Source organism: Turicimonas sp. TL08 (assembly GCF_054660695.1).
Map to the genome: position 1 here is coordinate 16,362 of NZ_BAAGDP010000027.1, position 14,356 is coordinate 30,717.

13 protein-coding genes are annotated in these 14,356 nt (G+C 44.1%); 6 read left to right on the forward strand and 7 right to left on the reverse strand.

The features are described 5' to 3' along the window. Positions 1-8: 8 nt before the first annotated feature. Entirely contained in the window at positions 9-1,538 is a 1,530-nt protein-coding gene (locus ACYQ4O_RS11360) for an NAD(P)H-hydrate dehydratase (RefSeq protein WP_460175670.1), read from the forward strand. Here the strand turns inward: ACYQ4O_RS11360 and ACYQ4O_RS11365 are convergent. Together ACYQ4O_RS11365 and ACYQ4O_RS11370 are read right to left on the reverse strand one after the other, a co-directional pair. Beyond that, a complete protein-coding gene (locus ACYQ4O_RS11365) occupies positions 1,535-2,425 on the reverse strand; it encodes a tetratricopeptide repeat protein (protein ID WP_460175671.1) in 891 nt (296 codons plus the stop codon). The genes ACYQ4O_RS11360 and ACYQ4O_RS11365 overlap by 4 nt on opposite strands. Continuing rightward, positions 2,425-2,886 carry a hypothetical protein gene (locus ACYQ4O_RS11370; protein WP_308513962.1) on the reverse strand — a complete coding sequence of 154 codons (462 nt, stop codon included), beginning with the start codon at positions 2,884-2,886 and terminating at the stop codon, positions 2,425-2,427. Before ACYQ4O_RS11370 ends, ACYQ4O_RS11365 begins: the two co-directional genes overlap by 1 nt. A gap of 74 nt (positions 2,887-2,960) precedes the next feature. On the opposite strand from ACYQ4O_RS11370, the gene ACYQ4O_RS11375 reads away from it, so the two are divergent. Beyond that, entirely contained in the window at positions 2,961-3,410 is a 450-nt protein-coding gene (locus ACYQ4O_RS11375; protein WP_308513961.1) for a hypothetical protein, read from the forward strand. 4 nt (positions 3,411-3,414) lie between these two features. Here ACYQ4O_RS11375 and ACYQ4O_RS11380 read toward each other — a convergent pair whose 3' ends face one another. From ACYQ4O_RS11380 to ACYQ4O_RS11390, 3 genes are all read right to left on the reverse strand, one after another. Next, positions 3,415-3,792: a Rid family detoxifying hydrolase gene (locus ACYQ4O_RS11380; RefSeq protein ID WP_308513960.1), complete on the reverse strand. Its 378-nt coding sequence runs from the start codon at positions 3,790-3,792 to the stop codon at positions 3,415-3,417. Between the two features lie 75 nt (positions 3,793-3,867). Further along, positions 3,868-4,362 (reverse strand): CreA family protein, encoded by a 495-nt coding sequence (locus ACYQ4O_RS11385; RefSeq protein ID WP_460175672.1) that lies wholly within the window; start codon positions 4,360-4,362, stop codon positions 3,868-3,870. A 37-nt stretch (positions 4,363-4,399) separates the two neighbouring features. Next, positions 4,400-5,623, reverse strand: coding sequence for an alpha/beta hydrolase (locus tag ACYQ4O_RS11390; protein WP_460175673.1), 1,224 nt, complete (start codon positions 5,621-5,623; stop codon positions 4,400-4,402). A gap of 165 nt (positions 5,624-5,788) precedes the next feature. Here ACYQ4O_RS11390 and gltS point away from each other — a divergent pair, with 165 nt between their 5' ends. From gltS to ACYQ4O_RS11410, 4 genes are all read left to right on the forward strand, one after another. Further along, the gene (gltS, locus tag ACYQ4O_RS11395; protein WP_460175674.1) at positions 5,789-7,018 is read left to right on the forward strand and encodes a sodium/glutamate symporter; all 1,230 of its coding nucleotides are present in this window, start codon (positions 5,789-5,791) and stop codon (positions 7,016-7,018) included. 392 nt (positions 7,019-7,410) lie between these two features. Next, positions 7,411-8,736 carry a replication-associated recombination protein A gene (locus tag ACYQ4O_RS11400; protein ID WP_308513968.1) on the forward strand — a complete coding sequence of 442 codons (1,326 nt, stop codon included), beginning with the start codon at positions 7,411-7,413 and terminating at the stop codon, positions 8,734-8,736. A gap of 91 nt (positions 8,737-8,827) precedes the next feature. Next, positions 8,828-10,117 (forward strand): serine--tRNA ligase, encoded by a 1,290-nt coding sequence (serS, locus tag ACYQ4O_RS11405; protein WP_308513956.1) that lies wholly within the window; start codon positions 8,828-8,830, stop codon positions 10,115-10,117. 86 nt (positions 10,118-10,203) lie between these two features. Continuing rightward, the gene (locus ACYQ4O_RS11410) at positions 10,204-11,199 is read left to right on the forward strand and encodes an asparaginase (RefSeq protein ID WP_460175675.1); all 996 of its coding nucleotides are present in this window, start codon (positions 10,204-10,206) and stop codon (positions 11,197-11,199) included. A 374-nt stretch (positions 11,200-11,573) separates the two neighbouring features. Here the strand turns inward: ACYQ4O_RS11410 and ACYQ4O_RS11415 are convergent, their stop codons facing one another. Then, complete coding sequence (locus ACYQ4O_RS11415; RefSeq protein WP_460175676.1) at positions 11,574-12,392, reverse strand: nitroreductase family protein; 819 nt, start codon at positions 12,390-12,392, stop codon at positions 11,574-11,576. Positions 12,393-12,448: 56 nt separating this feature from the next. Beyond that, entirely contained in the window at positions 12,449-14,107 is a 1,659-nt protein-coding gene (ilvD, locus tag ACYQ4O_RS11420; RefSeq protein ID WP_460175677.1) for a dihydroxy-acid dehydratase, read from the reverse strand. Positions 14,108-14,356 lie beyond the last annotated feature (249 nt).

Genomic DNA, 14,356 nt, shown 5'->3' on the forward strand with positions numbered 1-14,356 from the left:
AGATAATTTTGTCTGAACAACTGCTTGAGCTCTCCACACTTCGTGAGCTTGAAGAAAAAAACGCTAGAATCCTCGGTCCTTTTACTTTAATGGAAAGGGCTGGCACAGCAGCTGCCGATTTAGTTTGTCACCTCCACAAGTCTCCCTGCACCGTTACCGTTTTATGCGGGCCCGGTAATAACGGGGGAGACGGCTACGTTTGTGCACGAGCCCTTGTTGAAAGAGGCTACGATGTCTATTGCGTACAGGTGGCAGGTAAGTCTCCAAAAGAAGGAACAGATGCTTATAAAGCCAAGCAGATGTGGGACGAAATTGGAGGCAAGACTTTTGAAGATCCGTATAACGCACCAAAATCTCAAGTCGTTATTGATGCCATTTTTGGTATTGGCCTGAACAAACCGTTGAAAGGCGAATATATCGATGCTGTACAGTGGTACAACGAAAGAGAAGCGGTGCACGTATCATTGGATATCCCAACCGGACTTGATAGTCAAACAGGTCAATGGATTGGTTCCATGCCCGGATGCTGCAGTGATGTCACCATCACATTCTTAGCCGGCAAACCTGGTTTATTTACCGGTATCGGCCAAGAAGTCTGTGGACACGTTCACACTGATAATTTGGGTGTTTCTATTCCTCTTTCCAATATCAATTTAGTTGAGCCTATTGATTTCAAATCAGTTTTAGCTCCTAGAAAACTAATCTCCTCTAAAAAAGACTTCGGCCGCTTAGGCATTATCGGAGGAGGTAAGGGCACGGTAGGAGCCGCTCTTATCGCCGGCGCTGCAGCTCTTCGCATGGGAGCGGGCTCTGTTCTTGTCGAATTGGTTGAAGAAAATCTCGTCTACGATCCCGGTTGCCCGGAACTCATGTTCCGAGAAAAAATTGACTTTTCAGAAATTGATGCCTTAGTCATCGGCCCTGGTCTTGGCTTTAGTCAGAAAGCCCGTCAGCGTCTCAACGAAGCGTTGGATCTTCCGATTCCCTTGATAATTGACGCCGATGCTCTTACCATGATCGCTCAAGATTCTGAATTGATGAGTAAAACCGCTCAGAGAAGTGCCCATACTGTCCTTACTCCACATCCGGGTGAAGCTGCTCGTCTTTTAAAAACTACCGTCAAAGATGTTCAATCTGATCGCGTAATGCGAGCCCAAGAGATTTCTGTTTTGACGGGTACTGTGGCTGTCCTTAAAGGGAATGGAACGGTGATTGCCCAAAAGAGCGGTGTTACCTGGATCAATCCGACCGGAACAGCTGGCCTGGCTACAGCAGGTTCGGGAGATGCGTTGTGTGGAATGATGGGTGCTATGTTCGCTCAAAAATTTGACTTTGTAAGTGCCATTCTATCTTCCATCTATCTGCACGGTGCCGCTTCAGAAAATATCGACTGCGGCTTATTGGCTGGAGATATCGCACCGTCCGCTCTCCATATCCTTCAAAATCTAAGAATGGATGTTAAAAAGAACGGGTTGAAACAGTTAGGTGAGCTTTCTTGCCATCAGCGCATTGCAACTCACAATTTCTACTCTGCTTAACCATTTAGTCCTTTCCGGCGCAAATTCTCGATAATTTGACGAGATGACGCGCCGGATGCTATTTCTGCGGCTTCGCTTAGTTCTTTATCATTAGCCTGTTTCCTCCAGTTCTCAAGCCATTGAGAAGCCAAATAATGGCCTCTTGATGCGGCCATATGGGCAAAAACAAGAGCTAAGACCATATTTGAAGAACAATACAATCCTTCATACCAGAAAGCGGCCAAAGCCGCTTGACTCTCTGTATCCCCTAGAGCCGCACCTTCTTCCAATAGGTATAAAGCTTGATAAGTTTGAGGCTCAGGTCGGCTTAAAAGCTCCTTGGCACATGCATACATAGAAGAGGGAACGGAATTTTTTCCGGCGTTGATCCAATACAAAACTTCTTTTAAATCAATCTTCTCTTTCTCAAGCGAGAAACGAAGCATTCTTGAGACAGCCTTCGGATATTTAAGATTGGCCGCCTTAGAAAATAATTGGGAGGCAGAGGTCGGATCTTTTTGACAACCGATTCCTTCCTGAAGCGCAAATGCCATTTCATAAAGCGCTGGAGGAAAATTCTTTGCTGATGAGATTCGCAGCCAGGCAAAAGATTCTTGAAGATTCTGAGGTACTCCGAAACCTTCTCTTAGAGCCATCGCTAAATAAAAGGGCGACTCTGTATCACCTAAATTCGCTGACTTTTTAAAAAGAGAAACTGCACGTTCCGGATTCTTTCCTAAAGAGCCTCCGAAGGCAAAGAGAAGAGCCAACTTACGATATCGAACGGATAGATTTTCATTAGCCGTTTCTTCCAACGAATTATCGGCCAGGAGAAGATCTCCCGACAGAAGTTCATTGGTCTCGCTGAACACATCGTGCGCAGCTGAGAAAAAAGATTCTGACTGCATTAATCTATTTTGATAAAGCCCATCATGACTAAACCCATGATGTAGGTTAATGAAACGGCTGTCCATAGAAGAAGGCCGCCTGCGCCGAGCATCAGAGGTTTGCCCCAAAGCTTGTGATGGTAATCGGTACCGTAACGATCAGCAACGGCTTTAACTTGGAAGCGTCCGTCAAAGACTACCCATAAGAAATAGAAGATAAACCAGCAAATCAAAAAGTAATATTGAGAAAAATCATTAGCATCCGGCAAAAAGGGCTCCGCGAAAAGATAGCCGCCTAAAAAAATCAGCCCGAGTGCAACCCAAATTCCGCTTTGACTTGCTTTATCCGGTTCTCCCATTTCTGCCCAATTTGTCCTTTGAAGGAATGCACCGAATACCGGTGAAAAAAGAAGAGACCAAACAATGGTCCAAATAGGATTCCATAAAGCTATTACGGGATATTTAGTATTTTTACCTGCCATATTTATAAAATAAATGTGTTCAAAAAGTGTTAGATTGTTAGAATAATCCTTCGTACTGTTTTTATCCAAAGTTTATGTCTAAATACTTAACAGTTATATTCTCTGCTTCCGCACTGTTCCTATTAGGGGGATGTGCGAGTGAGTTTAACGGGTACTATCTTAGAAATTCTTTTGGATTTGACACTGTTTGTTTGGTTGACAATAACAGTGCACCGCCTTCTTTCTTTCTCTTCTTGAAGAAAGCTTTGGAAGACAAAGGTCTAACTGTCAAAATTGTCAAAAAACCTTCTAAGGACGAACTTGTTTGTCCTGCGACCATTATGTACGAAGCCCGAGTCGCTCAAAAACCTTTTCCCTATCTAAAAGACGCTCGTCTTTTCTTTTTGAAGAAAAATGAAAAGACTCAGATCGTTGCCATGAAAAAGCCTGTAAATCAGGTGACTCTGCAGGATAAAATGGCCGATTCTGAGCCTGCCGTTCGTGACATGGTGAACCGCCTTCTTCCGCGGTCCACTCCTTGGTAAAGACTTAACCAATCACTGCGGTTGCTTCAACTTCTACTAATCCGCCTTTAGGCAATGCAGAAATTTGTACGCAGCTTCTTGCCGGATAAGGGGCTTTGAAAACTTCGGCCATGACTTTGTTAACAACGGCAAAGTTGGCAAGATCTGTCAAATAGACAGTCTGTCTTACGATGTCTGAAGGCTTGCCGCCGGCAGATTCAACGATTGCAAAAACATTTCTGAAAGCCTGGCGAACTTGAGCTTCAACAGAATTCGGTAATTCACCTGTAGAAGGATCAATTCCGAGCTGTCCGGAGCAGTAAAGAGTATTGCCTGCCTTAAAAGCTACTGAATATGTACCGACTGCAGCCGGTGCATTTTCGCAAGTAATAACTTGGTTCATTTTTGTTCTCCTATAAAAAAGCTGATTTTATCAAAGAGAGTAATAGGCAATCATGATTTACCTGTCTCTCAAAAATTAGTTCTGATTTTCAGCGGCGATTGCCGGATTGTAAGCTTTTGTCCTCCAGAGAGAAATCGTAGACAAACTATTCTTAAAGCTGCCGTTAAATTCTTTCGTGGTATAGGCGATATACATCAATGTTTGGTTCTTTTCATCAAAGATTCTTTTAATCTTTAAGGTCTTAAGAAATACGCTTTTGGACTGTTTAAAGACCACTTCACCGGTCTTGTTTCTTTTGACGTTTTCAATCATCTCCGGCGTGATCTCGCCTGTTTGTACACAGGAAACGGAAGCATCGGACGGGTCACTGAGGGTCAAAGGCGAGTCAATACTTGCCACATGACAAGTGACCCCTGGGACGTCTCTGTCTTGGAACGCACTGATCTTGATATCCTTCAAGGTCAAAATACCTAAGGATACGCTGCCGACATTTTCATCGGAACAGCCGGAGAGTCCTGCTGCCAAGACGGCAGCTGCTGTTAAGATCAAAACAGATTTAAATTTAAACATGGTTTTCATAATTCTTTGGCCTTCTTCGGTATCTGCTTCAGTGGGAAGCCTTAATTGGAGTTACTTTCTCAAGGATGGTATTTGGCCGAAGTTCAGTGGTTCCAGCCGCAATAACTTTTTCAATGTCATCTAACTGCCTGAAAAAATATGGGTTATAAGTTAACCGAGCAAACATTCGATCTCCGTCTACGGTTCCGTATGCACCGTACCAGACTTCGGGAGCAGCCATGCATTTCTCATAGTAGCCTTTGGTAGAACGGTTCACACAATAGCGGTACTTGCCGTTTCTGCCGTACCACTCATTTTCCGGAGAATAAGTCAGAGCCATATGAGAGAATGTTTCGATTCTTTCGCTAGGAAGAAAGGTCTTCTTAGCAACAATTCTCGAACTCAGAGAAATTTTGCTTTTCGGCAACTCTCCATACCAAATAATTTTTGAATTGGGATTGGTCAGCTGTTTATCAAAAACCTTCAAGAGAGATTGAGTGTCAACGATAGAGTCATTAGCGCTCATCATTACCAACACAGGTTTATCGTAAGGCTTTTTCTTTAAGGCCTTATCCGCATCATCCATTGTATCTTTGAATGCGTTCAAGCCATCCAAAGGAATTGTCCCATATTTGAAAGGCAAGACGCCTTCCGTCTTTTTATCCGGTTTTCTTAACCAGTCTATAAAGAGATCAGCGAAAGGAACAAGTTCGACTAACTTAGTCCGGATTTCGATAGCCGGCGAAAACAAAATCAGACCTCGAATGTCCGGATCTTCGGCTGCATGAGAGAAGGCGAGGTTGCCTCCGGTTGAAAATCCTCCGAGCCAAACGTTCGGAACTTCTTTCTTTAGAAGGTCTATTTGCTCTTGAACGGCTTTATTCCAGTCCTCGCTGGTGACACCAATCATATCTGCCGGTTTTGTTCCATGTCCGGGGAGCAGCACCGTTCTTACAAGCATTCCTTGTTCGGCTAGCTTAGGAGCGAGGTCTCGATATGTCCATGGAGAATCGCCCAACCCATGAATAAGCAGAATTCCTTTGTCCGTCTTTCCGGCAGGCCGGATTTCAAAAGGCGTATGGTAGGTTAGCTCTTTCTCATGGTCGTCCATAACGAAATGACGGTTCTCGGCTATCCAAGCTCGAGTTTCAGCTAAGTACTCCTGAAAAGAGCTTTGCCCTAGCGGAGTTTCTAAAGGATGTTTGCTCGCACAGCCGGTAAGAACCAGCAATCCGACGGCTAGTGCTGTATTTAAGATTTTCTTGCAATGCATTTATTCATTATAAAAAAGGAAAAATGCGGGAAGGAATGTTATTCTTTCGAGTCGCCCCCTCTGTGCCTATTTGGGGAACTTTCTTGTAGATATTTGTTTCTAGAAGTTTTTTTATAACAAAATTAGTTTTTATTCTCAATCATTTCTTAGGAAGGAAGATTTTTAATGGCAGGTGAAACTCTTTTTACTATTGACGTCTCTTCTGTGCAGGCCGTCGCACTGGCTATCTGTACTTATTATTTTGGTGTGTGGGTTAGAAAAAGAGTTTATTTATTCGAAAGATTTGCAGTCCCAAGTCCGGTGATCGGAGGTATGACTTTCGCCTTCTTATTATCCGGTTTAAAAGCCAACGGAATTTTGACCGTTAACTTTGATTCTTCCCTCCAAACTCTTTTAATGCTTGCTTTCTTTACCACCATTGGTCTTTCAGCAGGGCTGAAAGTTGTCAAGCAGGGAGGAGGGCTGTTGGTTGGATTTCTTATAGCCGTTACAGTTCTTACCGTTCTGCAAAACCTCTTAGGAATGGGAGTCGCTGAATGGATGGGACTAGATATGCATTACGGCATTCTGGCGGGATCTGTCTCTATGATGGGAGGATTAGGAACGGCCGCCGCTTTCGGGCCTTACTTCGAACAAACCTATGGGATTGTAGGAGGAACGGCTGTCGCCATTACGGCAGCCACCTTCGGAATGGTCGCTTCTTTGATCATCGGAGCGCCCTTAGGAAGTTTTCTTATCAGGAAATACAAAGTCAAAACTCCTATCGAAAACGTCTCCAATGAAGACGTAAAGATTCCTGAGGAGTTCGACACCGACGTAATCGACTCTGACCATCAGCCGACAATGACCGCTCAGTTAATGAAAGCTACCAGCATCGTTACTCTGAGTATGGCTGCGGGAGTCGCCGTTTCATCATTCCTTGATCACTTTATCACGCTTCCCGCCTACATCGGATCCATGATGGTTGCTGCTATTGTCCGAAACGTCGGCGATTTCTCCGGCAAATACAGAGTGGACGGCAAAGGCTTGAACGCTATCGCCGATATTAGCTTGGTCTTGTTCGTTACGATGGCCATCAACAGCCTAAAGCTTAACGAACTTATCAATTTGGCCGGACCTTTAGTTGTTATTTTGGCCTGCCAAACCATCCTTACCGTCCTGTTCCTCTGGATCTGCGTATTCTTGGTCTTCGGAAGAAACTACGACGCAACGATGCTCTGCGTCGGAGGTATCGGCTTCTCAATGGGGGCTACTGCTAACGGTTTGGCAAACATGCAAGCTATTGCCGAAAAATATGGGACCAGTCCGAGAGCCTGGTTGATTGTCAGTATTGTTGGAGCTTTCCTAATTGACTTAATTAACGCGTTGCTGATTACCTGGATGGGAGCTTGGTAATTATTACCACAACACAGCAAAAAAATGGCTCAGGCGGCAAGCTTGAGCCTAAAGTTTTATCTGATAAGAGGAATTTGATGGAGAATCATCTCTCTTCACGTTTTCATCATATAGGCGAGACGCTTCAATGTGTTTTTCGATCTATTAAAAGTACAAGTTAATGTAAAGGAGAGAAGGAAAAATAATTGTCGGTTACAAACCTCTCATTCCAATCCGCAGGACATTGAAAATTTCTTTCCTAATTGCTAATGTTTCCAAAGTAAAAAAATCTCTAAAGAATCAGCGAAATGCAAGACAATTTATTCGAGTTTGAAAGTGCAGGAACTTCTTCCGAACCGACAAAAACAAAGAAAAACAATGTAGAAGATAAAGCCTCTCCTTTGGCTGAACGCATGCGGCCTAAAACAATTAATGAGGTAGTCGGTCAAAAACAAATTCTCGGAGAAGGCAAAGCTCTGAGAAGTGCTTTTGAAAGCGGCCATCCTCACTCGATGATTCTTTGGGGTCCTCCGGGAGTTGGCAAAACCACGCTTGCCAGATTAATGGCCGATGCTTTTCATTTGCCGTTTATCTCTATCTCCGCAGTGCTCGGAGGAGTAAAAGATATTAGAGACGCTGTTGAAAAGGCTACAAAATACAGAGAAGCTACCGGCAAATCTACCGTGGTTTTTGTCGATGAAGTACATAGATTCTCTAAGAGCCAGCAGGACGCCTTTCTTCCTCATGTGGAAAGCGGTCTTTTTACTTTTATCGGCGCCACCACTGAAAATCCGAGCTTTGAAGTTATCTCAGCATTGCTTTCACGCTCAAATGTCTATGTTCTTGAATCTCTTTCTAAAGCAGATTTGAATGAACTGTTAGAGAGGGCAAACAAACAAGAATTTCCTGATATTTCCTTTGAAGAAAAATCCAAAGACATCCTATTTAATCTCGCGGACGGTGATGCGAGACGCTTCCTAAATGCCGTTGATGTTATTACGACCGTTGCCCGTGATAATGGCATTCATGTCATCACTGAAGATTTCGTTAGAAAGACACTTCCTTCAACTATTCGCCGGTTCGACAAAGGGGGAGAGAATTTTTACGACCAGATTTCGGCTCTCCATAAATCCGTCAGAGGCTCTGATCCGGATGCTGCTCTTTACTGGATGTGCAGAATGCTTGACGGTGGTGTTGACCCGCTTTATCTCGGCAGAAGATTGGTACGAATGTCTATTGAAGATATCAGTCTCGCCGACCCCCGAGCCATAACCTTAGCTAGTGAAGCGGTTCGGATCTACGAGCGTCTTGGCTCTCCTGAGGGTGAGTTGGCTTTGGCAAACGCCGTGATTTATTTAGCGATGGCTCCGAAATCTAATGCTGTCTACAAAGCATATAACCAAATGAAGGCTTTTGTTAAAAAAGACTCCACAAGAGCTGTCCCCTTAAAGCTGAGAAATGCGCCGACTAAACTAATGGGAGATTTAGGCTACGGAACTCATTATAGATACGCCCACGACGAAGAGGGCGCGTTTGCAGCAGGCGAAAAATATTTTCCGGATGATTTGGAAGAACTTCGCTTTTACCATCCTGTTCCCAGAGGCTTAGAAATCAAAATTGGAGAAAGACTGAAAGAACTCCAACGGCTTAATCAAGAAGCAAGAACCGCGCAATCGGCTCCGGAAGGATTAAGAAGCGGAAATAAATACAACGAGCCTGAACACGTCAATCCAAAATAACCGAACCTAGAGAGTTGCAGCCTTAAGTATTACTATCTTATGGCGTACAATCATTACTTATGTTTAAAAAAATTGTGAGACATTAATAAAAATGCTTGACCAGAACCTCCTTCGCAAAAACTTAGATGAAGTTGTCGCCAGATTGGCAACGAGAAAGTTTCAATTTCCAGTAGAAAAATACAACGCTCTTGAGTCCGAAAGAAAGGCTGTTCAATCTGAAACCGAACAGCTTCAGGCTCAAAGAAACGCTGTAGCCAAACAGATCGGCGCAGCTAAAAAGTCCGGTCAAGACGCCACTGAGCTGATGCAGAAAGGAAGTGAAATTGCTTCCAAATTAAGCGACTTAGAAAAGAGAACCGAAGAGCTTAAGAAAGCTTTGACAGATCTTCTGTTGACTATTCCAAATCTTCCGCACGAATCTGTTCCGGTCGGCAAAGACGAAACTGAAAACGTTGAAGTACGCCGCTGGGGTACACCGCGTAATTTTGATTTTGAAATCAAAGACCACGTTGATGTCGGTGCTCCTTTAGGTTTGGATTTTGAAACCGGTACAAAACTCGCCGGCACACGCTTTGCTTTCATGAAGGGACCAGTTGCACGTCTCCACCGCGCCCTTGCTCAGTTCATGCTGGACACTCACACAACAGAACACGGCTACACAGAATGCTATACACCTTATATCGCTAACCAAGAAACCTTAATCGGTACCGGTCAGCTTCCTAAGTTTGAAGAAGACTTGTTTGCCGCCAAGAAGGGCGGTCAAGAAGGCGAGGGTGAGATTTTCTATTTGATTCCGACTTCTGAAGTTACTTTAACTAACTCCGTCAGAGGCCTGATGCTCAAAGAGTCTGACTTACCAATTAAGATTACCGCTCAGACTCCTTGCTTCCGTTCCGAAGCCGGTTCTTATGGCAAAGACACGCGCGGTATGATTCGCCAGCACCAGTTCGAAAAAGTCGAAATGGTCCGCATTACTAAACCGGAAGACAGCTACCAGCATCTTGAAGAAATGGTTGTATGCGCTGAAAAGATTCTTCAGAAACTCGGTTTACCGTATCGTGTTATTACACTCTGCACAGGTGACATGGGTTTCGGCTCTGCTAAGACATACGACTTGGAAGTTTGGATTCCTGCCCAGAACACTTATCGCGAAATCAGCTCTGTTTCTAACTGCGAAGCTTTCCAAGCCCGCAGAATGCAGACTCGTTTTAAGAATGCACAAAACAAACCGGAATATGTTCATACATTGAACGGGTCCGGATTGGCGGTAGGAAGAACTTTAGTTGCTGTTCTGGAAAACTATCAGAATGCAGACGGCAGCGTTACCGTTCCGGAAGTTTTAAGACCTTACATGGGTGGTCTTGAAGTTTTAAAGCCATAACAGTTTAATTATTCTCTTGAAGGCGTTGTTTTCCTAGCAACGCCTTTTTAGTATCACGTTTTAAAAACTTTTTCACGGAGTTGAAAGTGACGAATCCGAAACTACCTAAAGTTGCAATTCTTGCCACCGGCGGAACCATTGCAGGAAAAGCTGCTTCTTCCACAGCAACGACAGGATATGTTCCTGGTTCCGCAACTGTTGCTGACATTGTTGATTCTGTTCCTGTGTTAGCAGAGGTTGCAGAGATTGTTACGGAGCAGGTAAGCAATATCGGCAGCGAAGATATGACTGATGATATCTGGGAAAAACTTGCCGAGATTTCTCAAAAATATTTAGATGACGACTCTATTGCAGGCGTTGTCATCACTCACGGTACCGACACTCTGGAAGAAACAGGCTTCTTATTGAATTTAGTGTTGTCTTCCGATAAACCCGTTATCTTGGTTGGTTCAATGAGACCAGCAACTGCAATCAGTGCGGACGGCCCCATGAATATTATTGAAGCAGTCAAAGTTGCGGTTTGTCCTGAAGCAAAAGGAAAGGGAGTTCTTGCAGTCATGAATGACGAAATTCATGGACTTAGAGACGTAACTAAAACCAATACCACCAATGTGGATACTTTTCAGTCCAGACTGTTTGGTGCTTTGGGGACGGTTACGGGAGGTACTCCTTATTTCTTTAAACAAAGCGTTAAGCCCCATACTACTCAAACAGAGTTTTCTGTCCAAGACGTAAGAGATTTACCGCGAGTCGACATTATCTATGCACATGCTAATCAGGATTCCGCACTTATCGATGCAGCAGTGGCAGCCGGAGCAAAAGGTATTGTCTATGCAGGGATGGGTAATGGCAGCATCCACAAAAATGCATTCTCCGGACTTGAAAGAGCTGCAAATAAAGGCGTTTTAGTAGTACGTTCCAGCAGAACAGGAAGTGGTTTGGTGGTGGATTCAAACTCCGAATGGCAAAACTTTATTAATGCAGGTTCTTTGAATCCGCAAAAAGCACGTGTTCTCCTTCAGCTAGCTTTAAAGAAAAGTCCAGAGCTAGAAGAAGCAAGAAGAATTTTCGAAACTTATTAGGATGTTGCAAACAAGAGCTTCTTTCTAATATCAAGGCGGAATAGTCTGATGGTTTTCTTTGGAACTTCAGGATATACCGTCTTTTTTCTGCGACTTTTTCGAGAATCAAGAAAAGCACACTTTGATGGTACTACTTTTGTATTTTCTTTTCTTTGAAATAGCTGAAGGCATTTTTCGTTCCAAAAGTGCCTCTTTTTCGTTCCAATTTGGAACGAAAAAAACACTAAAGTGAAACGAAAAGGTGATGGAACAGGATGAACGAAAGATACTCACCCTTCCTAAATTTGCTTTTGACTGGAGACGTTAGTTGAGTTCTCAACGGCAAATTATTTTTGACAAAAGCAAGGACCTGTCATAGTCCTCGCTTTATACGATTACAGGAAAGTTACAGGAACTGGACCGCGTGCTGGAACATGGTGTGCTTGAACGGTCTTGTGACCAAAGAACAGACCGATGTAAACACTTTCGTTATCCTGAACCTCAAGAAGTTGACGAAGGGCAGGAGAAGCCTGAGCAATATTAGTTCCTCTGCCGGCAAAACAGCAGCCAATATTTCTGGCTTCAGCGGCTAAATTAAAGTAGGTGGCAGCAATGGCGCAATCAATTTCTCCCCAACGCTGATTCTTATCTCCAACTAAAAATACTGCAGCCGGAGCCCCACAGAAGAAAGGGTCTTTGCCATTTTTCAGAAGCTCAATCATGGATTCAGGGCTATAGCGTTTAGTGAATGCAGAATCTTCGGATGCTTCATTAACAAGCCAATTCAAAGCTGTTTGATTAAATTCTCTAATTTTTGCTGGGGTGGGAAGGACAATCCATCTTAAAAATCTGGCATTTCTACCGGATGGAGCCAAGTTAGCAACTTCAAGAATTTCTTCTATCAAAGCCGGGGAGACAGGCCTTTTGGCAAATGTCCGATAGGAGCGGCGGCTTTTAAGAGCTCCGTCAATAATGGCTTTGTTTTTAATGTCGTAAGCCAGACTAGGTCCTAAAGTTTTGCCTTCTGAAATCTCTTGTTCAGCAGCACCCTCAGGACAAAAGGCAACACATTGCCCGCACTCCGTGCATTTGTCAGCATTCTCGTCTGACATTACCGGGTGTCTATCTTCCAAGGTCAATAAATGTTTTGGGCAGACAAAAACGCATGTTCCGCATCCGGAACAAAGGTCTTCATTACAGGAAAAGGTACTCAAGATTTTCTCCAAGGGATTAGAAAGGAGGCCGAAGCCTCCCTTAGTTATTTTAGATTTTATGAAAGAACAGCGCCTGAAGTTCCGGAGCTGACAAGTTTGGAATATCTTGCCAGATAGCCGGTTGTAATCTTAGGCTGTCTTGGCTTCCATTTGGCTTTTCTCTTTTCCAACTCTTCGTCTGAGAGTTCAACTTCAATTTTGTGTTCCGGGATATTGATGGAAATGATGTCTCCTTCTTCCAACAATCCAATCGGACCGCCAATGGCAGCTTCAGGAGAGACATGTCCAATCGCCGCGCCGCGAGTAGCACCAGAAAATCTTCCGTCGGTAATAAGGGCTACGGAAGAGCCTAAGCCGCTGCCGATAATGGCTGATGTCGGAGAAAGCATTTCACGCATACCGGGGCCTCCTTTAGGACCTTCGTAGCGGATGACAACAACGTCTCCGGCTTTAATCTTTTGATCCCAAATGGCCTTAATTGCTTCTTCTTCGGAGTCGAATACTCTGGCCGGACCTTTATGAACCAGCATTTCAGGAGCCACGGCAGCTCTTTTTACGACACAGCCGTCCGGAGCTAAATTGCCGAACAAGGCTGCAATTCCACCGGTTTCACTGTATGGATTGTCGATAGAACGAATAATTTCAGGATCTTTAATTTCGGCGTCTGCCAAATTCTCTTCAATAGTCTTGCCTGTCACGGTCATTAAATCTGTCTTCAGAAGACCTTTCTTGGCAATTTCCTTCATAACAGCAGGAATGCCTCCGGCTTCGTTGAGTTCTTCAATAAAGTGTGAGCCGACAGGAGAGAGATGGCAGAGGTTTGGTGTTCTTTCTGAAATCTCATTGGCTAAATGCATGTCCAATTTAATGCCGCATTCGTGAGCGATGGCCGGCAAATGAAGCATGGAGTTGGTAGAACATCCGAGCGCCATATCCATTGTCATAGCATTCATGAAAGCATCTTCTTTCATGATGTCGCGGGGAAGAATATTCTTCTCAAGCAGCTCCATGATCTTCATACCGGTTTGTTTAGCCAAACGGATACGAGCACTCATGACCGCAGGGATGGTTCCGTTGCCGGGAAGTGCCATTCCGAGAACTTCTGTCAAGCAGTTCATGGAGTTAGCTGTAAACATGCCGGAACAAGATCCGCATGTCGGGCAAGCCTTGTGTTCGATTTCTTTAAGCTTTTCTGCATCAATTTTGTCTGTTTTGAATGCGGCGACACCTTCGAAGGCAGAAACCAAAGACAATTTCTTCTTACCGATAGTTCCGGCGCTCATTGCACCGCCTGAGACAAAAATCGTAGGAATATTAAGTCTGGCAGCAGCCATTAAAAGGCCAGGAACATTCTTATCGCAATTTGGAACCATCACAAGAGCATCTAAAGCGTGAGCAATTGTCATGGCTTCAGTGCTGTCAGCGATAAGTTCACGGCTGACCAAAGAATACTTCATCCCTTCGTGGCCCATGGCAATTCCGTCACAGACAGCAATTGCAGGAAATACGATTGGAACACCTCCGGCCAGAGCAACGCCTTGTTTAACTGCATCAACAATTTTGTCCAGATTCATATGTCCCGGAACAATGTCGTTTTTGGAACTTACGATTCCAATTAATGGCTTTTTAAGTTCTTCGTCTGTTAATCCCAATGCATATAACAAAGAACGATGAGGAGCTGCCTCAGGTCCTTTTTTGATTTTGTCACTTCTCATATTTTTTCCTTGAGTTAGGTATCAGCTAAGTAGTTCAAAAATATCAAACTAATTAAGCAAAAAAGCTAAAAGTTATTACATTTTTATTGACATCCTCCTCTTCGTGAACGAAGAGGATTCCCTACCACCACTACAACAGCCGTAGCCTATTGTTGTAGAAGGTCTCGTTGGGTTCCTGCTGACAACGGCCTTACTGCACCGTTCATTTCACAGGCTAACCGGGCGTGTCCCGCCCTTAATACATTTATC